This is a genomic window from Salinicola peritrichatus, assembly GCF_003206715.1.
Classification (GTDB): Bacteria; Pseudomonadota; Gammaproteobacteria; order Pseudomonadales; family Halomonadaceae; genus Salinicola; species Salinicola peritrichatus.
In genome coordinates this window covers 1-26,020 of sequence record NZ_PZJU01000050.1, presented here as the reverse complement: position 1 = coordinate 26,020, position 26,020 = coordinate 1, and the positions used below count along the sequence as shown (strand labels likewise).

24 protein-coding genes and 1 riboswitch are annotated in these 26,020 nt (G+C 62.0%); of the genes, 10 read left to right on the top strand and 14 right to left on the bottom strand.

Features of this window, described 5'->3' with window-relative positions:
* Nucleotides 1-16: 16 nt before the first annotated feature.
* The 10 genes from DOM57_RS17260 to DOM57_RS17215 all read right to left on the bottom strand — a co-directional run bounded on the left by DOM57_RS17260 (nt 17) and on the right by DOM57_RS17215 (nt 9,020).
* Nucleotides 17-1,015, bottom strand: coding sequence for an acetamidase/formamidase family protein (locus DOM57_RS17260; RefSeq protein WP_110650430.1), 999 nt, complete (start codon nt 1,013-1,015; stop codon nt 17-19).
* A gap of 39 nt (nt 1,016-1,054) precedes the next feature.
* Nucleotides 1,055-1,762 carry an ABC transporter ATP-binding protein gene (locus tag DOM57_RS17255; RefSeq protein ID WP_110650429.1) on the bottom strand — a complete coding sequence of 236 codons (708 nt, stop codon included), beginning with the start codon at nt 1,760-1,762 and terminating at the stop codon, nt 1,055-1,057.
* A complete protein-coding gene (locus DOM57_RS17250; protein WP_110650428.1) occupies nt 1,755-2,483 on the bottom strand; it encodes an ABC transporter ATP-binding protein in 729 nt (242 codons plus the stop codon). Before DOM57_RS17250 ends, DOM57_RS17255 begins: the two co-directional genes overlap by 8 nt.
* Nucleotides 2,480-3,556, bottom strand: a complete 1,077-nt coding sequence (locus DOM57_RS17245; RefSeq protein ID WP_204353019.1) for an ABC transporter permease subunit — start codon at nt 3,554-3,556, stop codon at nt 2,480-2,482. Before DOM57_RS17245 ends, DOM57_RS17250 begins: the two co-directional genes overlap by 4 nt.
* Nucleotides 3,557-3,559: 3 nt before the next feature.
* On the bottom strand, nt 3,560-4,432 hold the full coding sequence (locus tag DOM57_RS17240; protein WP_110650426.1) for an ABC transporter permease subunit: 873 nt from the start codon (nt 4,430-4,432) through the stop codon (nt 3,560-3,562).
* Nucleotides 4,433-4,505: 73 nt separating this feature from the next.
* Complete coding sequence (locus tag DOM57_RS17235) at nt 4,506-5,732, bottom strand: urea ABC transporter substrate-binding protein (RefSeq protein ID WP_110650425.1); 1,227 nt, start codon at nt 5,730-5,732, stop codon at nt 4,506-4,508.
* A 61-nt stretch (nt 5,733-5,793) separates the two neighbouring features.
* Nucleotides 5,794-6,402 (bottom strand): ANTAR domain-containing response regulator, encoded by a 609-nt coding sequence (locus DOM57_RS17230; protein ID WP_204353018.1) that lies wholly within the window; start codon nt 6,400-6,402, stop codon nt 5,794-5,796.
* An 8-nt stretch (nt 6,403-6,410) separates the two neighbouring features.
* Nucleotides 6,411-7,571: a transporter substrate-binding domain-containing protein gene (locus DOM57_RS17225; RefSeq protein WP_110650423.1), complete on the bottom strand. Its 1,161-nt coding sequence runs from the start codon at nt 7,569-7,571 to the stop codon at nt 6,411-6,413.
* A gap of 365 nt (nt 7,572-7,936) precedes the next feature.
* On the bottom strand, nt 7,937-8,665 hold the full coding sequence (locus tag DOM57_RS17220) for an LrgB family protein (protein WP_110650422.1): 729 nt from the start codon (nt 8,663-8,665) through the stop codon (nt 7,937-7,939).
* Nucleotides 8,658-9,020 carry a CidA/LrgA family protein gene (locus DOM57_RS17215; RefSeq protein ID WP_110650451.1) on the bottom strand — a complete coding sequence of 121 codons (363 nt, stop codon included), beginning with the start codon at nt 9,018-9,020 and terminating at the stop codon, nt 8,658-8,660. The genes DOM57_RS17220 and DOM57_RS17215 overlap by 8 nt, the downstream gene beginning before the upstream one ends.
* Before the next feature lie 513 nt (nt 9,021-9,533).
* Between DOM57_RS17215 and DOM57_RS17210 the strand changes: the two genes are divergently transcribed.
* The 4 genes from DOM57_RS17210 (at nt 9,534) to DOM57_RS17195 (ending at nt 14,087) form a co-directional block, all read left to right on the top strand.
* Nucleotides 9,534-10,586 (top strand): class I fructose-bisphosphate aldolase, encoded by a 1,053-nt coding sequence (locus tag DOM57_RS17210; protein ID WP_110650421.1) that lies wholly within the window; start codon nt 9,534-9,536, stop codon nt 10,584-10,586.
* Between the two features lie 394 nt (nt 10,587-10,980).
* Nucleotides 10,981-12,033: a type 2 periplasmic-binding domain-containing protein gene (locus DOM57_RS17205; protein ID WP_110650420.1), complete on the top strand. Its 1,053-nt coding sequence runs from the start codon at nt 10,981-10,983 to the stop codon at nt 12,031-12,033.
* A gap of 89 nt (nt 12,034-12,122) precedes the next feature.
* Nucleotides 12,123-12,566 (top strand): tripartite tricarboxylate transporter TctB family protein, encoded by a 444-nt coding sequence (locus DOM57_RS17200; protein WP_110650419.1) that lies wholly within the window; start codon nt 12,123-12,125, stop codon nt 12,564-12,566.
* An 18-nt stretch (nt 12,567-12,584) separates the two neighbouring features.
* On the top strand, nt 12,585-14,087 hold the full coding sequence (locus DOM57_RS17195) for a tripartite tricarboxylate transporter permease (RefSeq protein ID WP_110650418.1): 1,503 nt from the start codon (nt 12,585-12,587) through the stop codon (nt 14,085-14,087).
* Between the two features lie 70 nt (nt 14,088-14,157).
* Here the strand turns inward: DOM57_RS17195 and DOM57_RS17190 are convergent, their stop codons facing one another.
* Nucleotides 14,158-14,655 carry a 6,7-dimethyl-8-ribityllumazine synthase gene (locus DOM57_RS17190; protein ID WP_110650417.1) on the bottom strand — a complete coding sequence of 166 codons (498 nt, stop codon included), beginning with the start codon at nt 14,653-14,655 and terminating at the stop codon, nt 14,158-14,160.
* Nucleotides 14,656-14,801: 146 nt separating this feature from the next.
* A riboswitch (FMN riboswitch) is annotated at nt 14,802-14,954 on the bottom strand.
* A gap of 157 nt (nt 14,955-15,111) precedes the next feature.
* On the opposite strand from DOM57_RS17190, the gene DOM57_RS17185 reads away from it, so the two are divergent.
* Nucleotides 15,112-16,095, top strand: coding sequence for a sugar-binding transcriptional regulator (locus DOM57_RS17185; RefSeq protein ID WP_110650416.1), 984 nt, complete (start codon nt 15,112-15,114; stop codon nt 16,093-16,095).
* A gap of 82 nt (nt 16,096-16,177) precedes the next feature.
* Here DOM57_RS17185 and tkt read toward each other — a convergent pair whose 3' ends face one another.
* The 3 genes from tkt to DOM57_RS17170 form a co-directional block, all read right to left on the bottom strand.
* Entirely contained in the window at nt 16,178-18,169 is a 1,992-nt protein-coding gene (gene tkt, locus DOM57_RS17180; protein WP_110650415.1) for a transketolase, read from the bottom strand.
* A 71-nt stretch (nt 18,170-18,240) separates the two neighbouring features.
* Nucleotides 18,241-19,041: a triose-phosphate isomerase family protein gene (locus DOM57_RS17175; protein ID WP_110650414.1), complete on the bottom strand. Its 801-nt coding sequence runs from the start codon at nt 19,039-19,041 to the stop codon at nt 18,241-18,243.
* Between the two features lie 7 nt (nt 19,042-19,048).
* Entirely contained in the window at nt 19,049-20,776 is a 1,728-nt protein-coding gene (locus tag DOM57_RS17170; RefSeq protein ID WP_110650413.1) for a dihydroxyacetone kinase family protein, read from the bottom strand.
* A 376-nt stretch (nt 20,777-21,152) separates the two neighbouring features.
* Here DOM57_RS17170 and rpiB point away from each other — a divergent pair, with 376 nt between their 5' ends.
* From rpiB to DOM57_RS17145, 5 genes are all read left to right on the top strand, one after another.
* Complete coding sequence (rpiB, locus tag DOM57_RS17165) at nt 21,153-21,614, top strand: ribose 5-phosphate isomerase B (protein ID WP_110650412.1); 462 nt, start codon at nt 21,153-21,155, stop codon at nt 21,612-21,614.
* 418 nt (nt 21,615-22,032) lie between these two features.
* Nucleotides 22,033-23,001 carry a substrate-binding domain-containing protein gene (locus DOM57_RS17160; RefSeq protein ID WP_204353017.1) on the top strand — a complete coding sequence of 323 codons (969 nt, stop codon included), beginning with the start codon at nt 22,033-22,035 and terminating at the stop codon, nt 22,999-23,001.
* 99 nt (nt 23,002-23,100) lie between these two features.
* A complete protein-coding gene (locus DOM57_RS17155) occupies nt 23,101-24,600 on the top strand; it encodes a sugar ABC transporter ATP-binding protein (RefSeq protein ID WP_110650411.1) in 1,500 nt (499 codons plus the stop codon).
* Nucleotides 24,590-25,549: an ABC transporter permease gene (locus DOM57_RS17150; protein WP_110650410.1), complete on the top strand. Its 960-nt coding sequence runs from the start codon at nt 24,590-24,592 to the stop codon at nt 25,547-25,549. Before DOM57_RS17155 ends, DOM57_RS17150 begins: the two co-directional genes overlap by 11 nt.
* Nucleotides 25,550-25,631: 82 nt before the next feature.
* Nucleotides 25,632-26,020, top strand: a 389-nt coding sequence (locus DOM57_RS17145; protein WP_162619576.1) for a substrate-binding domain-containing protein, incomplete at its 3' end; no start/stop codon positions are given.

Below are 26,020 nucleotides of genomic sequence, written 5' to 3'. Positions count from 1 at the left end.
GGCGCTAGGCTTAGCCTTAGTGCGCCTGTCCAACGATGGACTTGAGAATTGACGCTCCCAAGGTGTACTTGGGATCGACCATGTTGCCCAGGCGTACCCGGCCCGCCTGGGTCAGCAGCAGGTAGGCGTCCATCTCGTCGAAGTCGAACTCGCTTGCGAGCCAGCGCACCAGTTCGCGATAGGCGATGCGTGCGGCGTCCTCCATGGGCCGCGAGGAGCCGATGGTCATGTAGAACTGCTCGTTCTCCAGGCGCGGCCACTTGAAGGTCCAGTTCTTGATGAGATCGACTTGCACGGTGGTCACGGTGGGGTGCTCGATGGCGACACCGCATAGCTCGCCGTCGCCTTGAGCAGCGTGGCAGTCGCCCAGATAGAGCAGGGCGCCCTCGCTGTGCACCGGCAGGTAGATCACCGCGCCGGGGGCGACATCGGGCAGGTCCATGTTGCCGCCGTAGTAGTCGGGGGTCAGCGAGCTGATCGCCTCGATCTCCGGCGAGACGCCGATGGTGCCGATGAACGGCTGATAGGGCAGAGTGATGCTGTCGCTCCACTTCACGCCGGTCTCGGCATCCACCTCGACCTTCTTCACCCGCTCCGGCAGCGGCGCGTTGAGTACGGCGGTGTCGCCGGTGCCGACCAGGCCGCCGAACTCGGGAATCAGCGCCGTGGTGCCGCGCGGTTGCGGGCCGCGCGGCTGCATCTCCTTGATATAGACCGCCAGGCAGTCGCCCTTCTCGGCGCCCTCCACGTAGATGGGGCCGTTCTGCGGGTTGAGATAGGGCAGGTTGAGCAGCTCGCTGGGCTTGTCGCTCTCCGACTTGAGCTTGCCCTCGAAGGCGTCGTGAGTCTCGGCACTGACCAGATCCCCCGGCTGGATGCGCAGCACCGGCTCGGCATAGGGGCCGAGCGTGTAGTGGTACTTGCCCTGCACCGCCTCGGTGAGGCTATGGGTGGCGCCGGGCTTGCCTTTGGCGACGGCGCGGCGCGCCATGATGGAATCGTTGAACCAGCTCATCTTGTGCTCCTTTATCGAGTGTTCGTGATACGCGTGTGGTCAGACGGAGAGATAGCGGCGGACCGTGTCGCGATCCTCCAGCATCTCGGGGGTGAGTTCGGTGACGATGCGCCCCTTGTCCATCACGTAGCAGCGATGGGCCATGGCGCGGATCATGTCGATGTTCTGCTCGACGAAGATCACCGTGAGGCCGCTTTCCCGGTTGAGGCGCACCATGGTGCGGGCGATCTCCTGGACGATGGAGGGCTGGATGCCTTCGGAGGGTTCGTCGAGCAGCACCAGCTTGGGGCTGCCGATCAGCACCCGAGCGATGGAAAGTTGCTGCTGCTGGCCACCGGAGAGGGTGCCGGCTCGCTGGTTGCGGCGCTCTTCGAGAATCGGGAAGAACTCGAACATACGCTCATAGATACCGGGCGAGGGCGCCCCCAGGGACTCGCCGGCGCGTAGATTCTCCATCACCGTCATGCGTGGGAAGACGTCGCGGCCCTGAGGTACGTAGCCGATGCCCCGGCGCGCCCGGCGGTGGGCGGAGAGCTTAGTGATCGGTTCGCCTTCGAGGAGCAACTCGCCGCGCTTGCAGGGCAGCAGGCCGATGAGGCTCTTCATCAGCGTCGACTTGCCCACCCCGTTGCGGCCGATCACCGCGACGATCTCACTGCGCTTGACCTCGATGTCGACGCCCTGGAGCACCGGTTTGCTGTCGTAGCCTGTTTCAAGCTTAGCGGTCTTGAGAATGGTGTCAGTCATAGCCTTGTCCCAGATAGATGGCTGCCACCCGGTCGTCGGCGACGATCTCATCGATGGTGCCTTGGGCGAACACCGCACCGAAGTGCAGCACTGTCACCCGCTGAGCGATCTGTCGTACGAATGCCATGTCGTGCTCCACCGCAAGTACCGTTACCCCTTCGGCGTTGAGCGCCTGAATCACCTCGCCGGTAGCGTGGGTCTCGTCCGGCGTCATACCCGCTGTGGGCTCGTCGAGCAGCAGCAGCTTGGGGCGTAGGCTCACCGCCATGCCGATCTCCAGCCATTGCTTCTGGCCGTGGCTCAGCGCGCCGGCCAGCTTGTCGGCCTGCTCGCGCAGGTTGAGAAAGCCCAGCAGGCGCTCGATCTCGGCATCCAGCGCGTCTCCCTTGAGCCGCCTCTGCAGAGCGATCTCCAGGTTGTGGTGCACGCGCAGTTCCTTGAAGATGCCCGGCACTTGAAACTTGACGCTGATGCCGCGGCGGATGCGTGCGAAAGAGGGCTCTATGGTTATCTCCTTACCCTCGAACAAAATCCTCCCAGCGCTGGGCGTGTGCTCGCCCAGCAACAGCTTGAACAGGGTGCTCTTGCCGGCGCCGTTGGGGCCGATCAGGCAGTGGATCTCGCCGGGATCGAGGCGAAAATCCACCTCATTGGTAACGTGCAGACCGCCGAACCACTTATTGAGGCCCTGGGTTTCTAGAATGGGCGTTGACGTCGTCACGAACGCGCCTCCTTGGTGAACCGCCGCCACAGCCGCGTGGTGAGGTTTACCACTCCCATGACGAGCCCCTGGGGCGCTGCTAGCACAGTAATGACCAGCAGCGCGCCCATTAGCACTAGGGCATACTGGCTACCGTAGACGGTTAGCGCCTGGAAGCCGGCTAGCACCAGCAGGGTGCCCACCAGGGTGGTGGTGATGTCACCGCGACCGCCCACCGCCACCCAGATGATTGGCAGAGCAGCAGCGGTCATACCCATGCTCGAGGGTGTGATGTACTGGCCCCAGGCGGTATAGAGCGCGCCACTCAGCCCCGCCAGCATGCTGGCGATGACGAAAGCGGTGAGCTGGTAGCGGCGGATATCGTAGCCGAGCATCTCGGCTCGCTCCGGGTTGTCGCGTAGCGCCACCAGCACGTTGCCGAAGCGCGAGTTGAGCAGTACCCGCAGTCCCAGATAGACCGCCACCAGCAGTGCCAGGATGAGGTAGTAGAGCTGCACGTCGGGGAACAGAATGATGTCGTTGCCGAACCAGGGAATCGTCAGCGGCGGCATCCCGCCCATGCCGTTGAAGCCGTTCAGGCGCGCCGTGCCCACCGTCCACTGCGGTCCGGCGGTCTGGGCCATGAAGCGCTCGCACACCAAGGTGAAGGAGAGCGTCACGATGCCGAGGAATACGCCATTGATCCTACCGTAGAAGAGAAAGTATCCCAGCAGCGCTGCCACCAGCCCGGCAACAACCACCGCCAGCCCCAGCGCGACTAGGCTCAACCCGTAGGCCGCGCCCCAGTTGATGGTGAGGATGCCGTAGCAGTAACCGGCAATGCCGAAGAACGCCACTTGGCCGAAGCTGAGAATGCCGCCGTAGCCCCAGATCAGGCACAGTCCCAGTGCCATGAATACCCAGTTGAAGAAATAGACGTTGTTTCCCACGTCATAGCCATCGGCGAATAGCGGATAAACACAGGCCGCCGCCAATACCAGCAGGAAGCCGCTCCAGAAGCCCTTTCCCTTCCCGAGGGTCTGTGGGCCTTCCAAGCGCTTGTGGAAGAGCATCTTGTGAGGTGAGTTAGCCATCCGTCACCCCCTCTCACGCAGCAGCCAGCCGGACAGGCCGCGCGGCATCACGCGAATCACCACGATGGCGGTGAGCAACAGGCCGATCTGCCCCGCCAACTGGCCGTACCAAGAGGTCAACGCCGCCTTGATGACGCCGAGAATCGCCGCCGCGGGCGCGGTACCGAGGAAGATGTCCGCCCCGCCCACCACTACGGTGACGAAGGCTTCCACCAGGAAGGCGCTGCCCATAGTCGGCACTAGGGTCATGGTCGGTGCATAGAGGCCGCCAGCGAGCCCGGCCAGCCCCGCGCCGAGGCCGAAGGTCAGGCTATAGACGAGGCCAGTGTTGATACCCAGCGCCTGGGCCATGTGTGGCATCTGGATGGTCGCCCGAGCGAGAATGCCGAAGCGAGTGCGGGTGAAGAGCAGATAGAGCCCGACCAGCGTTGCCAGCGCCGTGCCGATCAGCACCAGGCGGTACTGCGAGAAGGAATAGTCGCCCAGGGTGAAGCTACCTAGCGGCGTGCCGGTACCAGGCAGGGTCGAGCCGAGCACGATCAGGGTGCCTTGGGTGGCAATCATGCTGATGCCCCAGGTGGCAACAATGGTGTCCAGCGGGCGGTGATAGAGGTGGCGGATTACCAGCCGTTCCAGAATCATCCCGACGATGCCGGCGACCAGCGCGCCGAGCAGTACCGACAGAGGAAGCGGCATGCCCAGACGTGTCGCGGTGGCGCACACATAGGCGCCGCAGAGAATGAATTCGCCGTGGGCCAGATTGATGACCCCCATCATGCCGAACACGATGGCCAGGCCGCAGGCCGCCAGCACCAGGAAGGCGAAGGCATCACCCGCTTGGTAGAGAAAGGCGAATAGTTCGCTTAGGAATGCCATGGTTAGATTCCTGATTCAGAGCGTTTCGTTAGGGTGGAGCGGTCGCCATGGCTACCGCTCTGCGCAGCATCCGTCAGTTCTTCGATGGCGGGTTGGACGGGGTATATTGGGTAGCGGGGTTGGACTGAGTCAGGTCGCAGCCAGCATCGCCAAGCCAGTAAGGTTTGATGTTCTTCCACACTTTCGGGAAGGTGATGGAGTGGTCCTCGCCGACGCGGGCAAGGTAGATGGTGTGGGACATATGCTGGCTCTTCGGATCGATGCAGACCTTGCCTTCAGGTGCATCCATGCATACGTCGCCTTCGGCGATCACCTTACGGATCGCGTCGTGATCAGTGGACCCGGCCCGCTCAACCATTTGTTTGTAAAGATAGACAGCGAGGTAGGAGTTCTCGGCCTCCTGGTTAACATAGGGTTCGTCCGGGAATTTCTGATGCCATTTTTCCAGGAAGGCCTTGGAGGCCGGCGTGTCGACTTCCTCGATATAGTTCGTCGTCACGTACATGTTGGCAAGGCTTGGTGGGTTGAACCGTTTGTGCTCATAGCCCTGACCGACGTTCACCGAGGAAGCCATGGGTAGGCGCAGGTTGGCGGACATGGCCTGTTCATAGTATGAAGACTGGGCGGTGCCCACCAGCAGGGTGACAATGAAATCCGGCTGGACACGCTGGATGTTCTGAATAGTCTGTGAGAACTGCGACACGCCGAGCGGGATGAACTCCTCGCCGACCATCTCTCCACCGTTCTCCTTGACGATGTCACGTACCCATTCGGCGGAGATCTGACCGAAGTTGTAGTCGGCGGCAATCGTATAAACCCTCTTGCCGTACTTCTCCATCATATAGGGGATGAGCGTGGAGAACTGTTGCTCGGGCACGGCACCCGTCACGATCATATTGGCATCGCAGACACCGCCCTCATACTGATTATTATAAAAGGCCAGGCCTTTGAACTGGTCGACGATCGGGCGGTACGCTTCGCGGGAAGCCGACGAGAAGCCGGCGAACACCGCATCCACCTTGTCGCGCTGCAGTACGCGGCGCATGAATTCCTGATAGCGGGTATTATCTGACTGAGTGTCGTAGATCACCAGCTCCAGTGGTCGCCCATCGATACCTCCGTCGGCATTAATCTCCTCGGTGGCAAGCTGAATGCCGTGTACCTTTCCAATGGTCGCTACAGCGAAGTCACCGGATTGATCCTCCAGTACTCCAAGTTTGATGGATTCCTCTGCCATCAGCGGGGAATTGAGACCGAGCAACCCCATGCCCATCATGATGGGTGTCAGTATTTTATTCATTATGGTGTCCTGCCAGTTATGAGTTATTGGTTGATGTTTGTTTTATTCAGTGTGGGTAGGACTAGTGGTTGGATTGGTAACGCACGTCACGAAAGCTGCATTCATCCAGCAAATGCTGGGAGTAATCCTCGATATTCATGCGGTGTTTCATGCTCTCCTTTCTCAGCATTTCATAGGCTGTATCGTCATCTATGGAATTCACCTCCATCAGGTTGAGAATGGCCTTGATGAGTGCCTTACGCTGGTGTCGCTTATGTTCGTGCTTCTCGGCGCTCTTCTTAAGGGAGAAGCGCATCCGGTGCTCGTTAACGCCGAGAAACAGCGCCGAATAGACGCAGGAACCGTGTACAGGCTTCTTCAAAAAGCTGGTTGCCCCGGCATTGAGCAGCGCCTTGAGGCGGCTGGGCGCCTCCAGTCCCACCAGCCCGATCAGCGGCACCGGTGGCGTGGTGCCGTATGCCTCGCCTAGCGGTGACGGCAGGTCGCCGTCCAGAAAGAGAATGTCCCGATGATGGTCCAGTTCATTTAGCGATAGTGCCGCTTGGCCCTCCTCCAGAGGCACGTATTCGACGGTCAGACCGAGCTTGACGAGCATGCTTTCCAGATGCTCTGTGGCGTAGCCCGCCTTGCAGACCAGCAATGCCCGTCGGCGGCTGAAATTTTGGGTCATCCGTGGCGTCATGTCACAACCCTCAAATGCGGTTTTAAGCCCCTGGCGGCCGTTTCGTTATGCGCATTAACCAAATAAGGGTCCGGGCGTACTGGCGAGACGGCCTCCTGGAGGATCTCGAAGCTGAAATCCTTGCGCGAGCGACCGATGCGTGGCGTGAGCCAAGCGTGATAGTTCTCTGCGTCAAGCTTCACTGGTCCTTGGGGGGCAGCAAAGGAAAGATCGCGCACCGCTGCTCGTACCCGCTCCGGGGTATCGTTGCCTACTTGGTTGATGCCCTTGGCGAGCAGGATTGTCGCCATGTAGGCTGCCTCGGCCTCCACCGAAGGCTCCGGGCCAAAGGGAAACATATTTCGGTAATCTTTCAGAAATTGCTGATTTTCAGGTGTGCGTACCGAGGTGAAATAGACGCTGGAACTGATATGGCCGTCACAGGCATCCGGTCCGGTACTCTGAAGGTCGGACTCGGAAAGGTTGCAGCTCGCCACCGGGTAATCGGCGATCTGGTCGATGCCTTTCCTGCGGCAGGCGGCGCGGAGCTTGCGAAAGAAGTCGTAGCTGGAACTTCCGATGAGAGTATTGAAGATGAAGTCTGGCTTTGCCCTGATGAGTGTCTCGATCACTTCGTTTGTCACTAGGTCGCCGATGGGCAGATACTTCTCAGCAATGATATTGTCCTCGCCCCGGCAGATGCCTTCGCGCAGGACTCGGTTGCTTTCCCAGGCCCAGATATAGTTGGAACCGATGCAATAGGCTCTGTCACCGTAGTGCTCGCTTAGGTAGTCGATTAACGGCGAAATATGGTGATTGGGTGCCGACCCGGTATAGATCACATGATCGGATGTCTCGAATCCCTCATAATGTGCCGGATACCAGAGCAAGGCATCGGCCTTTTCCAGGAAGGGGGTCACCTCCTTGCGGCTGATGGAGGTATAGCAGCCGACAATGTGGCGAATGCCCGCGGCCATGAAATGCTTGACACTTTCCACATAGCGGCTGATCTCACCCGCCGGATCGAGGTGGAACGGCTCCAGCTTTATGCGGAACCCCGCCGATGCTTTTACCTGGGTGCAGGCCAGCAGACATCCGTTGAGAATCGACTCGCCGACGGCGCTATAAGTACCGGTGGTAGAGATCAAGATGCCGATTTTGCACGATGAATAACTCATGGTTTATCTGCTTTTCCAGGCCAAAAGACAAAAAAAAGCCCTTCGACGCGGATGGCGTCAAAGGGCTCTGTTGCCGATATGTTAGATGAAAAATCGCATGGGTATATAGAAGCAGCGCTGCTTTCTCCCACGCTTTTGTTAAAAATGACAAGGTGGCGGGGGCTTGTCAAGCCTGTGGGTGGAGAAATCTATTTCTATTATTTGATGCACCAAAAAGTTTCGTTAAAGGTGTGTTTTGCCCCATGATGGCGAAGGTAAAGATAAATGCCATGAGCTGAGCTTGGCAGAAGTTGGGTGTCGCTTAGGTAACCCAGAAAGCACGGTCGGCCATATCCTGTTCGGCGTAGTGGCTCGCTGGGCCTGGGTCAAACGAACAGATGCCATACCACCGGCAATACGACGGCGGTGAAGGCGCCGGTGAGGCTCATGCCCAGCGAGGCGAAGGCGCCGGCCTGATGGCTGATCTCGAAGGCGCGCACGGTGCCCAGGGCGTGTCCGTTGATGCCCAGGGCCAGACCGATGAGGCGAGGATCGCGGATCTTCAGCCAGCGGCTCAGCCATTCCACGCCGAAGATCGCGGTTATCCCGGTCACCATCAGCGCGCCCATCAGCAGCGCGGTGGAGCCGCCGAGTTCCTCGGTCAGGCTCAGCGCGATGGGGGAGGTCACGGATTTCGGCGCCAGCGAGGCCAGCACCTCGGGCGGCGCGCCCATGGCCCAGGCGATCAGCAGGGCGTAGCAGGCGGCCAGGGTCGCCGATAACGGCAGCGTCATCAGAATCGGTCGCCACAGCGCCCGGATCTGCGGCAACTGCTGGTAGAGCGGAACCGCCAGCGCGACGGTGGCTGGGCCGAGCAGCAGCGTCAACCAGGCGGCCCCCCGGTTGTAGTCCTCGACGCCGATCGGCAGCAGGGCGATGACGGCGGCGATCAACAGCGCGGCGATCACCACCGGCGGAAACCAACTGGGATGTCGCATCAGCTTGAACAGCCGGACACCGACGAAATACGCCGCCAGGGTGAGGGCGATGGCGGCGATCGGCGTCTCGAACCAGGTCTGCGGCAAGCGCGCGAAGTCTCGGATCAACTCACTCATGGTCGGTTTCGTTCAGCGGTGGCATGTAGCGGCGCATCAGCCACAGGCTCGAAGCGACGCTCAGCAGGGTGCCGACGAGCAGCGCGGTCAGGATCGCGCCGGCCTGATCGGCGTAGCGTCCGGCGACGAAGAAGATTTCGACCACGCCGGGCATGATCAGCAGCGCCAGCATGGCGATCAGCGGATGACTCACCGCCACCACGTCGGCATTCATCTTGCCCCGGCGGACGAACCACAGCGTCAGCAGCAGCATGCCCACCACCCCCGCTGGCAACGGGATCGGCAGCAACTGCACCATGCTCTGGCCGAGCAGCAGAAAGGCGAGCAGCCACAGCAAGCCTCGCATGATGGACATGAACGGTTCCCGGATTTCGAACGCAAAGGGAAGCATCATAACAAATCGCGTCGCCGGGCGGATCGAGCGCGGGCGGCCGGCATCGCGCAGCGTCGCGCAACCGGACTATGATCAAGGTCGTCATGGTACTCGGAACTATCACATGACAATTATCAACCACCGCCAGGATACGAATCGTGACAATCTTGTCGGGCCCGTCATGGCGTACCATCGGGGCGACAGGCGATGCAGAAAGCGTGCAGAGGCGTGAACTGCGACGCAATGTCGCTTATTCTTTGGCGGATTCGGCTGGGCTCGGATTCGTCGTGACGGAGAGGGGGCGGTCTGTCGAGGCGGCACGATGAACGATGAAGGCGGCGGGATCGAGGACGATTTGCCACCGAGCTCGGCTTTCGTGGACTCGTGGACGCTGCGCGGCATCCGACGTGGGCGGCCATTATCGGGCAGCTGCAGGGAAGCCGCGCAAGTCGAGATTCCCCGGATGACCCATCTTGAGGAGAGAGGAAACGCATCATGACCGATATTGCCAAGCTGCTGGGTGACGAAGCCGACAGCCTGCTGAGCTATACCTGCAGTGGGTTCAAGAAAGAGGATCTCTACCTGCCCGGCCCCGACTATGTCGACCGCGTGTTCGCCGACAGCGATCGTAGCCCGCACGTGATGCGCAACCTGCAGACGCTGTTCAACTTCGGGCGTCTGGGGGGTACCGGCTACGTCAGCATCCTGCCGGTCGATCAGGGCATCGAACACTCCGCCGGTGCGTCGTTCGCGCCCAACCCGATGTACTTCGATCCTAAGAACATCCTGGAACTGGCGCTGCAGGGCGGTTGCAACTGCGCCTGTTCCACCCTCGGCGTGCTGTCGTCGGTTGCCCGCCGTTACGCCCACAAGATTCCGTTGATGCTCAAGCTCAACCATAACGAGAGCCTGACGCTGCCGGCGATGTACGAGCAGACCCTGTTCGCCCAGGTCGAACAGGCGCACGACATGGGCTGCATCGCCGTCGGTGCGACCATCTACTACGGGTCGCCGGACAGTCGCCGCCAGATTCAGGAGATCAGCGAAGCCTTCGAGCGGGCCCACGAGCTGGGCATGGTCACGGTGCTGTGGTCCTACCTGCGCAATCCGGAATTCAAGAAGGACGGTACCGACTACCACGTCGCCTCCGACCTCACCAGCCAGGCCGTGCATCTGGCCGCGACCATCAAGGCCGATATCGTCAAGCAGAAGCTGCCCGAGAACAACGGCGGCTACAAGGCGATCGGCTTCGGTCATACCCACGACAAGGTCTACAGCGAGCTGACCAGCGATCACCCGATCGACCTGGCGCGCTATCAGGTCGCCAACGCCTTCATGGGGCGGGCCGGGCTGATCAACTCCGGTGGCGGCTCCAAGGGTCACTCCGATCTCGGCGAAGCGGTACGCACCGCTGTGATCAACAAGCGAGCCGGTGGCATGGGCCTCATCTCCGGACGCAAGGCGTTCCAGAAGCCGATGAAGGAAGGCATCGAGCTGCTCAACGCGATCCAGGATGTCTACTTGTCCAAGGATGTCACCATCGCCTGAGAAACGCTGATTTATTGCTGCGTTAGATATCTTGATCGCCGGCGGTGCTCAGAGTCCTCATTCAACACCGCGTAAACTCCGGCTCCCGCGCTCCGGCGGCGATCAGCCCCTCATCGCTCGCGACATAAATCAGCGTTCCCTAAGTCGCCTTTCTGGTGAGCTATTTATTGGGTCCGGCCAACGCCGGGCCCGTTTTGTATCCGATTGATTCCCCGGCATATGTATCGTCAGACTTTGGTCTGACGACCTAAGTCGAATTGTCTGACAAAGTCGCCTTCTTTACCGTGCAAGTCGCGTTGAATGATAACGCTATCATTTACCACCCACCGGCCGAACGACGCGGCAGATGGCGCTTCGGAGTGGGATAGCGGTACGGCAAAAGGGGAGACGCATCATGAAACCGTTTTGGGGCAGTACCTGCCTGGCGCTGCTGGCCAGCGCCGCCATTGGCCTGACGACATCGGCACAGGCCGCCGACGACTGTCCGCTACCCGGCAATCTGCGGGTGGTGATCGGTTCCACCTCGACGGGTGGGGACACTTATCAAAACTCCAGCATCGTGGTCGATCGCCTGGCCGACAAGCTGGACATCAACGCCAAGGTCGATGCGGTCGGCGCGATGGCGGCATTCCGCGCCCTGGAGCGCAGTCGCCGCGGCAATACCGTGATGATCTTCCATGACCAGTCCTATCTCGGCAATCTCTACGGCGTGAACGGCTATAGCGATATCTTCGAGGACTACGTGGTCGGGCCGACCATCGCCATCAATCCCGGCAATGCCTATCTGGTGCCGAAGGATTCGCCCTACCAGAGCCTGGAAGAGATCATCGATGCCGCCGGCAACGGCAAGGAAGTACGCGTGGCGATCCAGCCCGGCGGCGTCTCCGAAATCGGCTTCTCCGCGCTGAAGAACGCCGTGCGTCTGAAGTATCCGGGCAAGGAGGACAATCTCGTCGCGGTCAATACCGGCTCCCAGGCGGACAAGAACCAGATGCTGTTCGACGGGCTGGCGGATGTGATCCAGGGCTCGGTCCAGGCCAACGAGCAATATACCCAACTGCCGGCGGACGACCAGAAGGCGATGCGCTTCGTATGGCTGACCGCGCGTCACGACACCATCGCCCAGGCCAACGAAGAAGGCATGGGCAACACCACCCGCGAACAGCTGCTTCAGTACGTCGAGCCGAACGTTCACGTGCCGATGAACGCGGACCAGGACTTCACCTTCGATAAGGAATTCTTCTTCCTCTACAACAAGGACATGGACCCGGCCGCCATCCACTGCATCGACGATGCCCTGGCCGAGATCTACGACGAGGGCGAGATCCAGGAACAGCAGAAACGCGCCTTCTTCATCCCCAACTTCAAGCCATCCCAGGAAGCGGCCGGCTATCTGAAGGAGAAGCGGGACGAGTACGCCACCATTCTCGACAATCTCAAGGGGTGATCCCGCCGTCGGCCGGCTCGATGCCGGCCGTCACCGCATCGCTTCACTCATGAGCCCGCCGGTGAAGACCGGCATAGGAGTCGCTCGCCATGGAGAGCCATTGGCTGTCGCTGTTCGATGTCACCATCAACTTCGATCAATCGCACCTGTTCTTTCCGCGTATCGTCACCTGGGTGCTGGTGATTCTGCTGGCGCTGATCCTGTTGTCGCGCTATCGCCGCGTGATCCCGGCCTTGAAGCACACCGGGCGCGTGCTGGCCGGACGCGAGGGCGAATTCGACCACAAGCGTTTCTTCGGCACGCTGGTGCTGACCACCGGCTATTTCTACCTGATGAGCGTATTGAGCGACGTCTTCCCCAACACCGGCTACAGCTTTCTGATCATGTCGGTGGTGTTCATCTTGCTACTGTCGCTGCTCTACGTGGACCACCTGACACGGCGCCTGTTCGTCATCATCTTGCTGAACGCGCTGATCGCTCCGACGCTGGCCTGGTACGTGCTGGCGCAGTTGTTCCGCATCACCCTGCCCTGATCATCGGAGGCGCGCATCATGGATATCCTGTCCCATCTCACGCCGATGTTCTTCGGGCTGATCGCCGCCGGCACGCTGGTCGGTATCATCTTCGGCGCCATTCCCGGCATGACCGCCACCATGGCGGTGGCGGTATGCCTGCCGCTGACCTATGCGCTCGGCCTCGAAAGCGGCATCGCACTATTGCTGGGGCTCTACGTCGGCGGCATCTCCGGCGGCATGGTGCCCGCGGTGCTGCTCAACATTCCGGGGACGCCATCGTCGATCACCACCACCTTCGACGGCTACCCGATGGCCAAGCGCGGCGAGGGCGAGCGCGCGCTCAAGGTCGGCATCGTCGCCTCGATCTTCGGTGGCCTGTTCAGTGCCGCCGTGCTGTTCTTCTTTGCGCCGGTGCTGGCGGATTTCGCGATCAAGTTCTCCTACGTCGAGAAGTTCCTGATCATTCTGCTGGCGCTGACGGTGATCGCCTCGCTCTGCTCCAACATGCTGATGGGGATCTTCAGCGGCGTGCTCGGCGTATGGCTGAGTCTGATCGGCACCTATTCGATCACCAACGGCGGCAACGGCGAGCCGCGGCTGATGTTCGACTTCATGGAGTATTACCTGATCGACGGCTTCTCGCTGCTGCCGGTGCTGATCGGCATCTTCGGTCTGACCACGGTACTGCTGGACGCCGAGAAGGGCTTCAAGGACGAGACCGGCCAGGGCCCGATCAAGCTGAAGGGCGGCGCGCGGTTCTCGTTCGGCATCTTCAAGGGGCAACAGATCAACCTGGTACGCTCCTCGGGCATCGGCACCTTCGTGGGCATGTTGCCGGGTGTCGGCGGCAGCGCCGCCTCGGTACTGGCCTACAGCCAGGAGAAGAACTTCTCGCGGGATTCGTCACAGATGGGCAAGGGCGCGCCCCAGGGCATCGTCGCCTCGGAGTCCTCCAACAATGCGCTGACCGGCGGTGCGCTGGTGCCGCTGCTGTCGCTGGGGATTCCGGGGGATTCCACCACCGCGATCCTGATCGGCGCCTTCACCCTGCAGGGCATTCAGGTCGGGCCGCTGTTCATCGGCAACAACATGGATACCTGGTATCTGATGATCATTGCCCTGGTGGCGGCCAACTTCCTGATGTTCGGCATCATGTACTTCGCGATCCGCTACATCGCCAAGGTGATCGAGGTGCCGAAGTTCATCCTCTATCCGCTGATCATCATGATGTGCGTGGTCGGCGCCTACGCGATCAACTACGGCATCATGTTCGACGTATGGACGCTGTTGATCTTCGGGGTGTTCGGCTATGTCGCCCACAAGATCGGGCTGGAGGTGGTGCCGTTGATCATCGGCTTCATTCTCGGCAACTCGGCGGAGGTCTACTTCGTCAAGAGCATCGAGTCCTACGGCAACCTGACGATCTTCTTCACCAAGAGCCCGATCGCGGTGTTGTTGTGGGCCTTGATCGCGGTTTCAGTGGCCTTCGCGATCTATCTGCGGGTGTGCAATCGCCGGCAGCCGATTGTCGAAAGCTGACGCTCCTGCTATGAAAAGCGCCCACGCCATCGAGGATGGCGTGGGCGCTTTTCGTCGAGATGGCGAACGATCAATCGGCGCTGAGCTTGCGAACCTGATTGATGTTTTCCATCGTCGTCAGACACGCCTCGGCTGCCTCGCGCCCCTTGGTCACGAAGTGTTGGTGAAAGAAGTCGGCGTGGGCCTGGTGTTCATGGAAGTGATGCGGTGTCAGCACGGCGGAAATCACCGGTACTTCCTGCTCCAGTTGCAGCGCCATCAGCGCATCGATCACTGCCGTTGAGACGAAGTCGTGGCGGTAGATGCCGCCGTCGACGATGAACCCCGAGGCGACGATGGCGGCATAGCGGCCGCTCTTGGCCAGCAGCTTGGCCTGCAGCGGAATCTCGAACACGCCGGGGACGGTGAAGGTGTCGATCCGGTCGGCGGCAAAGCCGCGCTCGGCGACTGTCTCGACGAAGGCAGCGTGGCATTTCCCGACGATATCGCCATGCCAGTCGGCACGGATGAAGGCGATGCGCTGGGACAACGTCTGGGAAGAGAGTTGTGGCGGATAGGACTGATTCATGGTCGTTCCCCGTAAGTCGAAACCGAAAGTGACGTTAACCAGAATCAGGGCTGCGGTCCGCTTGGGATCGCGGGAGGCGGCTGCCAAGGATGGACGGTATGTTGCACCGGCGCCATACAGGCTGGCCGAATCGTCGCGGCAAGAGGAGCCGTTCTCTTTCATCCGGACTATCACCGTCGGCTTCGGAATCGCACCGAATCTGCTGACCTTGATGGCGATGCCATCAAGCGCTCGCGGGCTTGGATGCGCGTGGCATCATCACCGCCGGTGGGGACTTGCACCCCGCCCTGAGAACCGATCGCGCCGGAGCGCGATCCGCCCATAGTCTACGCCGTTCATGGATGGCGAGGAAGCCGTCCGCGGTCGCGGCTGTGGTATCGTGGGCCGGTTAACCGCAGCCGACCCCAAGCCGGAATTTCAAGACTCTGAATTTCTAAGACAAAGACGGAAGCGTGCATGAACGAGCGCAACGAGAACGCCGATATCGCCCTGATGACCGAGATTGCCACCCTCTACTACATCGAGGGGGAGACCCAGGAGGTGATCGCCAACCGGCTGGGTATTTCCCGCGTCAAGGCCGGGCGGCTGCTCAAGCGGGCCCAGGCGGAAGGCATCGTCGACGTTCGCGTGCGTCAGCATCCGGCGGTCAGCGCCGAGATCGAGCAGGCGTTGATCCGCCGTTTCGGCATCAGGCGGGCTCTGATCGCCCTCGATCACGCCGATGCCGACGTGCAGCGCTCCAACGTCGCCAGCCTGGTGGCGGATCACCTGTCGCGCAATCTGACCGAGGGGGCGATCGTCGCCGTCGGCATGGGGCGCAATGTCGGCGCGGTGGCGGACAACGTATTCGAGCAGGGGCAGCGTCAGTGCTCGTTCGTATGTGCCATCGGCGGCTCGGTGCGCGCCGGGGAATACATGAATCCGGACCACATCTGCCGCCGCCTGGCGATCAAGTTCGGCGGCGACAGCGAAACCCTCTACGCCCCGGCACTGGTGCAGAATCTCGAACTGCGCGACGCCATGTACGAAAACCCCACCATTCGCCAGACCCTGGACCGCGCCCGGCGCGCCGATCTCGCCCTGATCGGCATCGGCGATCTGAGCGAGAACAGCAACATGGTGCGAATGGGCTGGTTCACCCCGCAGGAGACCGCCGAGGCGAGGCTTTCCGGTACCGTCGGCGACATGATGGGCTACGACTTCATCGACATCTACGGGCGGCCGTCGCTGACGCCGATGCAGGGGCGGGTGATCGGGCTGACCATCACCGACCTGGCGCGCATTCCGGACGTGATCGCCATCGCCAGCGAGAACACCAAGGCCGCCGGGATACTCGGGGCACTGCGCACCGGCGTGATCGATACCCTCGCCACCAGCGTGACCAACGCGCATACCATCCTGCGCCTGGACGAGGCCACCCGGGTCGACGACCAGCCCTAGACGTACCGCCCGAATCGAGCGCGCCACGCAAAACGCCCGGCGTTAACCGGGCGTTTTGGTCGGGTGCAATGGCTGGATGCGATCAGCCGAGATACGCTTTCGCCTGCTCGACGACATTGTCGACGGTGAAGCCGAAATGCTTGAACAGATCGCTGGCCGGCGCCGATTCGCCGTAGCCGGTCATGCCGATCACGCGGCCATCGAGGCCGACATGCTTGTACCAGTAGTCGACATGGGCGGCTTCGATGGCGATACGTTTGCGCACCGCGCTCGGCAGCACCGATTCGCGATAGTCGGCGTCCTGCTCGTCGAACACCGTGGTCGAGGGCATGGAGACCACGCGCACCTTGCGGCCTTCTTTTTCCAGCACCTCCGCGGCGCCCATGGCCAGCTGCACCTCGGAGCCGGTGCCGATCAGAATCAGCTCCGGCGTGCCTTCGCAGTCACGCAGCACGTAGCCGCCACGCTCGATGTGCGCCAGCTGCGCCGTGGTGCGCTCCTGCGGCGGCAAGTTCTGGCGGGTCAACACCAATGCGCTGGGGCCGGCGCTGCGTTTCAACGCCTGCACCCAGGCGGCGGCGGTTTCGGTGGCGTCGCAGGGGCGCCAGGTCACCAGGTTCGGCGTGATGCGCAGGGCATTGAGCTGCTCGACCGGCTGGTGGGTCGGGCCGTCCTCGCCGAGACCGATGGAGTCGTGGGTGAACACGTGGATCACCTGGCGCCGCGCCAGTGCCGCCATGCGCACGGCGTTGTGCATGTACTCCATGAAGGTCAGGAAGGTCGCGCCATAGGGAATGAAGGCGCCATGCATGCTGATGCCGTTCATGATCGCGGCCATGCCGAATTCGCGCACGCCATAGTGCAGATAGGTGCCGGCGACGTCTTCCTTGGAGATCGCCTTGGCGCCTTTCCAGAAGGTCAGGTTGGAAGGGGCCAGGTCGGCGCTGCCGCCGAACAGTTCGGGCAGCGTCGGCGCCAGCGCGTTGAGCACCGCCAGCGATGCCTTGCGGGTGGCGGTTTCGTCACCGGCGCGCTGGGTTTCCTGAATCAGCTTCTCGCCGCCGAAGTCGCCCGGCAGCTCGCCACGCCAGCGACGCTCGAGTTCCTTGGCCAGCTCCGGATAGGCTTCGGCATAGCGCGCGAAGCGCTCGTCCCACTGCTTCTCGCGCTGGCTCCCCGCGTCCTTGGCGTCCCAACCGGCGTAGATGTCGTCGGGCACATGGAACGGCGGATGGGGCCAGCCCAGTTGCTTGCGCGTCGCCTCGACCTCGTCATCGCCCAGCGCCGCGCCGTGGGCCTCTTCCTTGCCCGCCTTGTTGGGGGAGCCGAAGCCGATGACGGTCTTGCAGATGATCAGGCTGGGGCGGTCGTCGTTCTGAATCGCCAGTTGAATGGCGGCATCGACCTGGGCCGGATCGTGGCCGTCGACGTCCGGCACCACGTGCCAGCCGTAGGCTTCGAAACGCTTGGCGGTGTCGTCGGTGAACCAGCCCTCGACCTCGCCGTCGATGGAGATGCCGTTGTCATCGTAGAACACGGTGAGCTTGCCCAGGCCCTGGGTGCCGGCCAGCGAGCACACCTCGTGGCTGATGCCTTCCATCAGGCAGCCGTCCCCGGCGAAGCACCAGGTGCGGTGATCGATGATTTCATGGCCCGCGCGGTTGTACTCGGCGGCCAGCGTGCGCTCGGCGATCGCCATGCCGACGGCGTTGGCCAGGCCCTGGCCGAGCGGGCCGGTGGTGGTCTCGACGCCCGGGGTATAACCCAGTTCCGGATGGCCCGGCGTGCGCGAATGCAACTGGCGGAAATTCTGCAGGTCTTCCAGGGTCAGATCGTAGCCGGTCAGATGCAGCAGCGAATAGAGCAGCATCGAGCCGTGCCCGTTGGAGAGCACGAAGCGGTCACGGTCGGCCCACTTCGGGTTGGCCGGGTTATGCTTGAGGTAATCGTTCCACAGCACTTCGGCAATGTCGGCCATGCCCATGGGGGCGCCGGGGTGGCCGGACTTGGCCTTCTGCACCGCGTCCATGGAGAGCGCGCGGATGGCGTTGGCTAGCTGACGACGAGATGGCATTGGCTTTCGGATCCCCTGGGTTGTCAATGAATGATGGTCGTAAATGGATGATGGAGCGAGTCGCGACTCGATCAGTGTGACGACGCCAGCGCCGCAGCTTCATCGACGATCGCCTCGAACGCGGCCGGGTCGTGCGCGAAGCGCCCCAGAAACAAACCGTCGACCTGTCCTGCCAGCCGAGTCAACAGGTCGGGGCCGGCACTGCCGCCATAAATGACACTGGCAGCGGGGTGCGAGTTCAAATGCTCGCGCAACCCCTGGCAGACCGCCGCGATGTGGGGGAGCGATGCCGGCTGCGCGGCACCGATTGCCCAGTGCGGTTCGTAGGCGATGACCAATGGCTGCGCGCGCTGCGTTGGCGTCGCTCGCCCCAGGGCGCTGTCGATCTGGGCGCGGCAGTCGGCGATCGCCTGCTCCGGTTCGCCGCGCTGGGCCTCGCCGACGCAGAGTACCGGCACCAGTCCGTGCCCCAGGGCGACCTGGGTCTTGGCGGCGATGATCTCGCTGTCCTCGCCGAACAGCCGTTGCCGCTCGGCATGTCCGACCTCGACGTAACGGCAGCCCATTTCGGCCAGCATGGCGCCACTCACCTCGCCAGTATAAGCTCCGTTAGGCGACTGATACAGGTTTTGGCCGCCGACCTCGACCGGTGTGTCGGCAAATATCTCCAGCACGGGGGCAATCGCCGGGAAACTCGGCAGCACGAACAGCGACACCCGGCCGTCGACGACGGCCGGGTGCGTGTTCAAGCGTTGCGCAATCTGCCGGCACCACTCCAGGGTCTGGGCATAGCCGAAGTACATCTTGAAGCTGATGCCCAGGGTGATCGGAGATCGTCGGGCAGGAACTGGAGGAACAGGATCTTGCGCCATGGCGGCCTCAACGGGATTTGTCGATGACGGTGTGAACGGCGGCAACGATCATCGACAGCGACACCGCGCCGGGGTCGGGCGTGCCGAGGCTCTTCTCGGCCAGCGGGCGGGCGCGGCCCAGTTTGGGCTTCAGCTCCGATGTCGCCTCGGCGGCGGTGGCCGCGGCATCGGCGGCCTTGCCCCAGGCGGTGGCGAAATCGACATTGTCGGCGACGGCCCGTTCGAGCGTATCGCTGAAAGGGATCAGTGCGTCCACCAGCGTCTTGTCGCCCGCTTTGGCCTTGCCGAACGCCATCACGTCCTGCCTGGCTTTGGCGATCCCGCGAGCGTAGTGCTGCGGCGTGGGGTCGTCGTCGTCACCGAGTGTCAGGCTCAAGGCACTGAGCATCACGCCCCAGAGTGCACCGGAGGTCCCGCCGGCGCGATCGGCCCAGGCTTCCGCCGCCAGCCGCAGCAGGGTGCCGGCACCGGCGTTGCGGCTGACCGCGTCCTCGGCGGCCAGCTCCGCCGCCACGGCACCGCGCTGCATGCCGATGCCGTGGTCGCCGTCGCCGGCGATGGCATCCATGCGCCCCAGTTCTTCCACGTTGTCGTCGATCACCTTGCGGATAGCACTCAATGTCGTATACAGGCAGCGTGCCGCGGCGATCGACGCTTCGCTGGCCGGCGGGATCGCGTCGGCGTCAGGAATGTCGAGCTTCGACGTGTCGATCCGCGGCGCCGGATCGAGGCTGCCCTTGCGATAGGCGGGAGTATCGGCGGGCGCCTTCCACAGCCGCTCCAACTCGTCGTCGAGCCAGAACAGGGTCAGCGAGGCGCCCGCCATGTCGAGACTGGTGACGAGTTCGCCAACCTCGGGTTCGACGATCTCGATACCTGCCGCCTGGAGCAGTTGATCGACCCGGCGGTAGACCACGAACAGCTCTTCGTACTTGATCGACCCCAGGCCGTTGAGCAGTACCGATGCCTTGGCGCCCGCGACGCTACCGACGCCGTCCGGCACCTCTTCCAGCAGATGCGATACCAGCAGTTCCGCCAGCGCGTCGGCCGTCGGCACTTCCTGCTCGCTGATGCCGGGCTCGCCGTGAATGCCGAGTCCCACCGCCATTTTCCCCGCCGGTACATGGAACAGTGCATCCTTGGCGCCGGGCAGAGTGCAGCCGTCGAACGCCACTCCCATCGACCGGGTGCGCAGGTTGGCGGCGCGCGCCACCCGGACCACCTCCTCCAGCGAGTAGCCCGCTTCGGCGGCAGCGGCGGCGACCTTGAACACGGTCAGGTCGCCGGCAATGCCGCGGCGCTTGTGCAACTCCTCGCGGCTGGCGCTGGAGACATCATCGACCACCGCCACGATCTCGCACGGGATGCCTTCGCGAATCAGCCGTTCCCGAGCCTGGCCGAAATGCAGCACGTCGCCGGCATAGTTGCCGAAGCTGAGCAGTACGCCGGCACCATTGTTGGCGGCCTTGCATACGTTGTAGACCTGCTGGGCCGAAGGCGAGGCGAACAGGTTGCCCATCACCGCGCCGTGGGCCAGCCCCTGACCGACCAGGCCGGCGAAGGCGGGGTAGTGTCCCGATCCGCCACCGATGACCACGGCCACGGTGCCCGGCTCGCTGCGGGTGCTGCGAACGACGCCGCCCGGTACCTGGCAGACGCGTTGCGCATGGGCCGCAACGAAACCTTCGGTGGCTTCGTCGACGAAATTCACAGGGTCGTTGTAGAGACGTGTCATGGCCGACGCTCCCGGAAGTTGGGTAAAGAGGTTGAGTCAATTGCCGCGCGATGAACGCAACGGCGCTGCTGACTTACGGTTGTTTGAAAATTTGATCTTGTGTTGCGCATTTGGTTTTTGCGCCAAGGTGTGTTCATCATAACTACGGCATGACGCGGGGGTATGCGACTTTGGTGGCGATGGCGCAGCTCTGGCAGTGGAGCTGGAACGGATTCTTGGGTCCGTTTTCCATTCGCTCTGGCCGGTATTACGGCTCTGATGGCGGTTTTTGCTGCAATAAAATGAGCATATGAAATCAATTTGTTCATATGAGCGACATGGGGCTATGATGTCGCCGTCGACTATCGACGCCATTGGATCGAATGGGAGGTGAGCGATGGCACAGAAGTGGCGAGTGGCGCTGGGGTGTGACGAGGCGGCCTACGAGATGAAGCAAGCCCTGGTCGAGCATGTCCGCTCGCTGGGCCATGAGATCGAGGATTTCGGCACTCACGACGCGCGGCCGGTCCTGTACCCGGACGTTGCCTTCGAGGTGGCTCAGGCCATCGCGGAGGGCCGATACGATCGTGGCATTCTGATGTGCGGAACGGGTATCGGTGTGGCGATCTCCGCCAACAAGGTGCCGGGTATTCGTGCCGCCCAGGCGCACGACACCTACTCGGCCGAGCGGGCACGCAAGAGCAATGACGCCCAGATCGTCACCATGGGGGCGCGGGTCATCGGTATCGAGCTGGCCAAGACGATCGCCGAAACCTTTCTGGGGAGCGAATACGAGCCAGGCGGACGCTCCCAGCCCAAGGTGGATCGTATCGAGGCTTACGAACGCGATCATCGCTGATTGCGCGGCGCGGTATGCCGCTCTTGAGTGTCGGGTCGCACGACATGTCACGGCCGTGGCGTCTCGTGCGATTTTTTATGGGTGCGGGATGGCTGCGCTTGGCGCTCTCGGGCTCGTGGTTCGGGTGGCTCCGGTTCGATCACGATGTGGTTGATGAAGTGGGTGGGTCATTCGAGGCCTTTCATATGATCATTTATTGAACATTTTTCATACGACTCGAGCGGCGCGGGATATCGATGGCTTTGTTTGCGCGGAATGCATTATTTCTTTATATATCAATGATTAATGTTCTTAACAACTAAAGTATAGATTGCGCCGTTGAGGACATGGACAGTAAATAGGACTGAATATACATTGCTCATATGATCTCGTTCGTTACATATGAGGGTGGCTCTAGGCTTCATTCAGGAGATATCCCATGAAAATCGTCAAAGCCGGCATCGCGCTGGCATTCAGCGCATTGGCATGCACCATGACTGCAACTGGAGCCCAGGCGGCTGACGGTCCGGGTACGGAAAAAGCCGACAGCTATCGTTTCGTCGTGGTGCCGAAGGTGGTGCATCCCTGGTTCGACAAGGTCAATCAGGGAGCGCAACAGGCGGCGACTGCCATCCAGGCCCAGACCGGCTCCGAGGTCGAGATCCAGTACTCGGCCCCGCAGAGCGCCAGCGTCGCCGAGCAGAACGAGATCATCGAGCGTGCCATCGCCACGCGGCCCGACGGCATCATCGTCGACTTGCTCGACCCCAGCGGCAACCGCACGGTGCTCGAAGAGGCCCAGGAGCAGGGCATACCGATCACCCTGTTCGATTCGATCAATCCCGAAGGCATGAGCTTGACCACCATCGGCAGTGACTTCTGCGAGCAGGCCGAGATGGCCGCCAACCGCCTGATCGAGTTGCTCGATGGCGAGGGGCAAGTGGCGATCATGATGGGCGTGCCCACGGCGCCCAATCATGCCGAGCGGGCCCGTTGTGCCCAGGCAGTATTCGACGCCCACGAGGGTATCGAAGTCGTTGCCACCGGCGTCGACAACGACGATATCAACACCGCGCAGCAGCAAGCGTCGGCGATCATGCAGGCGAATCCCGATCTCGATGGCTGGGTGGCTTCCGATGCGGCGGGGCCGGTGGGAATTGGTCAGGCGATCAAGGAAGCCGATAAGGTCGGCAAGGTCCAGTTGGTTGGGCTCGATGATCTCAACCAGATGCTGGTGCTGATCAAGGATGGCGTCGCCGACTCCTCGTCCGCCTCGCGTCCCACCATGCAGGGCTACTGGTCGGTGATCAACATGTGGCAGCAGGCCACCGGCGCTATCCCGCCTGGTCACATCGACACCGGTAACGTCATGATCACGCCCGATAACATCGACACATTCATGCAGTGACGCGCACTCGGTATCGCGCCCCGCGCGGCGGGGCCGACCGAGGTCTGTGCCGTCGCCGATACCGGCGGTGGCCGCGTTCGGTAAGTGCAAGGGGGGAACATGGCCTATCTGCACGTCGACCACGTCAGCAAGACCTATCCGGGCGTCAAGGCGCTGGACGACATTGTGCTCGAGATCGAAATGGGCAAGGTGCACACGCTGGCCGGCGAGAACGGTGCCGGCAAGTCGACACTGGTCAAGATTCTGACCGGCACCGAGCGTCCGACCGAAGGGCGGGTGATGATCGATGACCAGGATGCTGTGCACCATCAACATCTGCACAAGTCCATCGCTTACGTGCCGCAGGAGATCAATCTGTTCGGCAACATGACGGTGGCCGAGAACCTGTTCATGCCGTTCTCGCGTTCGCATCACGGCGGCTTGCTGTTCCGTCGTCGGAAGCTGGAGCGGGCCGCCCAGCCATGGATCGAGCGTTTCAAGATCGCCGCCCGGCCGGGCGACAAGGTGCGCAACATTTCGATCTCCGACCAGCAGCTGTTGCAGATCGCGCGCGCCTGTACCAACGAGTCGATGAAGATTCTAATTCTCGACGAGCCGACTTCATCGCTGACGGAGACCGAAGTCGAGCGGGTATTCCGGGTGGTGCGCGACGTAGTGGCCTCGGGCTGCGGCGTGGTGTTCATCTCCCATAAGTTCGACGAGATGTTCGCTATCAGCGACACCATCAGCGTGTTGCGCAACGGGCGACTGATCGATACTCAGCCGGCCACGATGCTGGACGACCGCCAGTTGATCTCGCTGATGTCTGGTCAGGAGATCAAGACCGATGCGCGTCTGCAACCCGAAGGCAGCGAAGGCGAGGTCATTCTGCAAGTCGATGGGTTGAGCGGCAAAGGCTTCGAGGATGTCTCCTTTAACTTGCGTCGCGGCGAGATCCTGGGCTTTGCCGGGCTGGTCGGCGCCGGCCGTTCCGAAGTCATGCAGACGCTGTTCGGGTTCCTGCCGGCGCGTGCCGGCTCGGCACGGGTCGAAGGACGCGAATGGCGCCTCGGGGATACCCATCACGCGATCCGCAACGGTCTCTTCTATCTCTCCGAGGAGCGCAAGTATCACGGCATCTTTCCGGGCCAGAGCGTGCGCCGCAATATCGGGATGCCGCTGTTTGGCTCCACCGCTCGCGGTGGTGTGATCGATGCTCGGCGCGAGCGCGAACGGGTGGGAACGATCGTGCGCGATTACGACATCAAGACGCCAACGTTGAACCAGAACATCACTTTTCTTTCCGGCGGCAATCAGCAGAAGGCGATCATCGGCCGTGCCATGGCCTGCGACCCTCGGGTGTTGATCTTCGACGAGCCGACCAAGGGCATCGACCTGCGCACCAAGATGGAGATCTATCGGCTGATGAAGGCGCTGGCCGAGCGTGGCGTGGGGATCATTCTGGTGTCGTCGGAGATGGACGAACTCAGGCGTTGCGCCAACCGCATCATCACCATGTACGAAGGACGGATCAGTGGCGAATTCCACATCGAGCAGGCCAGCGGCAACGCCCTCGTCGGTGCCATCCATGGCCATGGAGGAGATGGGCATGCTGCGTAAGGCAATGGGCTTCATGGTCAGCAATCCGCTCAGCGGGGTGATCAGCGTACTGGCGATCATCGTGGTTGTCGCTTCGCTGATGTCGGAGAACTTTCTCAACAGCTACAACCTGGTGATCATCGCCCGGGCGCTGGCGTTCATCGGCATTATCACCATTGCCCAGTCGATGTTGATGATTCTTGGCGAGCTGGATCTATCGCTGGGTGCCATCGGCGGCTTCTGTGGTGTGATCGGTGGCATTCTGATGGTGCGAGTGGGGCTCGATCCGTGGCTGGCGTTCGCGCTGTGCCTGGTAATCGGTGCGCTGTTCGGACTGATCAACGGCTTGCTGGTGACGCTGCTGCGGCTGCCGTCGCTGGTGCTGACCATCGGTATGGCCGGCGTTTACGGTGGTCTCAATCTGGTCATTACCAAGGGCGTGGCGATAACCGGCATTCCCGCCGATATCGGCTTTCTCGGCAGCGGCAAGTGGTTCGGTTTGCCGGTACCGTTCTGGGTCATGCTGGTGTTCCTGGCGCTGGCCTGCTTCATCACTCTAAAGACGCCGTTCGGGCGCTATATGTATGCGGTTGGCAGTAACCTGCCGGCGGCGCAGATGCTGGGCATCCGTACCGATCGCGTGCGTATCGGGGTGTTCGCCTTCGCCGGCTTTCTCGCCGCTCTGGCCGGTATGTTGATGGTCGCCCGGCTGGGCTCGGCGCAGCCTTCGATCGGGGATTCCTGGGTGCTCGGGCCGATTGCTGCCTCGGTCATCGGCGGGGTGCCCACCACCGGTGGCATCGGAACGCCGTTGGGAGCGATCTTCGGGGCCGCGATCATCGGCGTGATCGAGAACATCATCGTGCTGCTCGGCGTTTCGCCCTACTGGCAGTCGATGGTCAGCGGCGCCATCGTGGTGATCGCGATTTCGTTGGATTCCATTTCGCGTCGCTATTTCAGGCGTGATTGAGGGCGCGACAAAGGCTTCGTGGCGGGCCGGCGAAGCATCGGTCCGTATTGGCGGGGCAACGATAAGCAAGGGAGGGGGTGGCATGTCCGGTCGATATCGGTGGTGGGAGGCAAGGCGTTGGCAAGGGTTATGCCTGGGGGTGGTCGTCGGCCTGGCGGCGGTCGCGGGACGGGCCGATGCTCAGACGCTGGATCAAACCTTCGAGGGCAAGGATCACTATCGTTTCGTGATCGTACCCAAGGCCGTCGCGCCTTGGTTCGATAGCGTCAATGACGGCGCCCAGCAGGCGGCGCGAATGATCGAGGCGCAGAGCGGGGCCGAGGTCGAGATCGTCTACAGCGCGCCGCAACAATCTCAGGTGGCGATCCAGAACCAGATTCTTGAGCAGGCGATCGCCACTCAGCCGGACGGTATCGCCGTCGACCCGCTGGATGCCAACGCCAATCGCGCAATCCTGCAAGGGAAACGCTG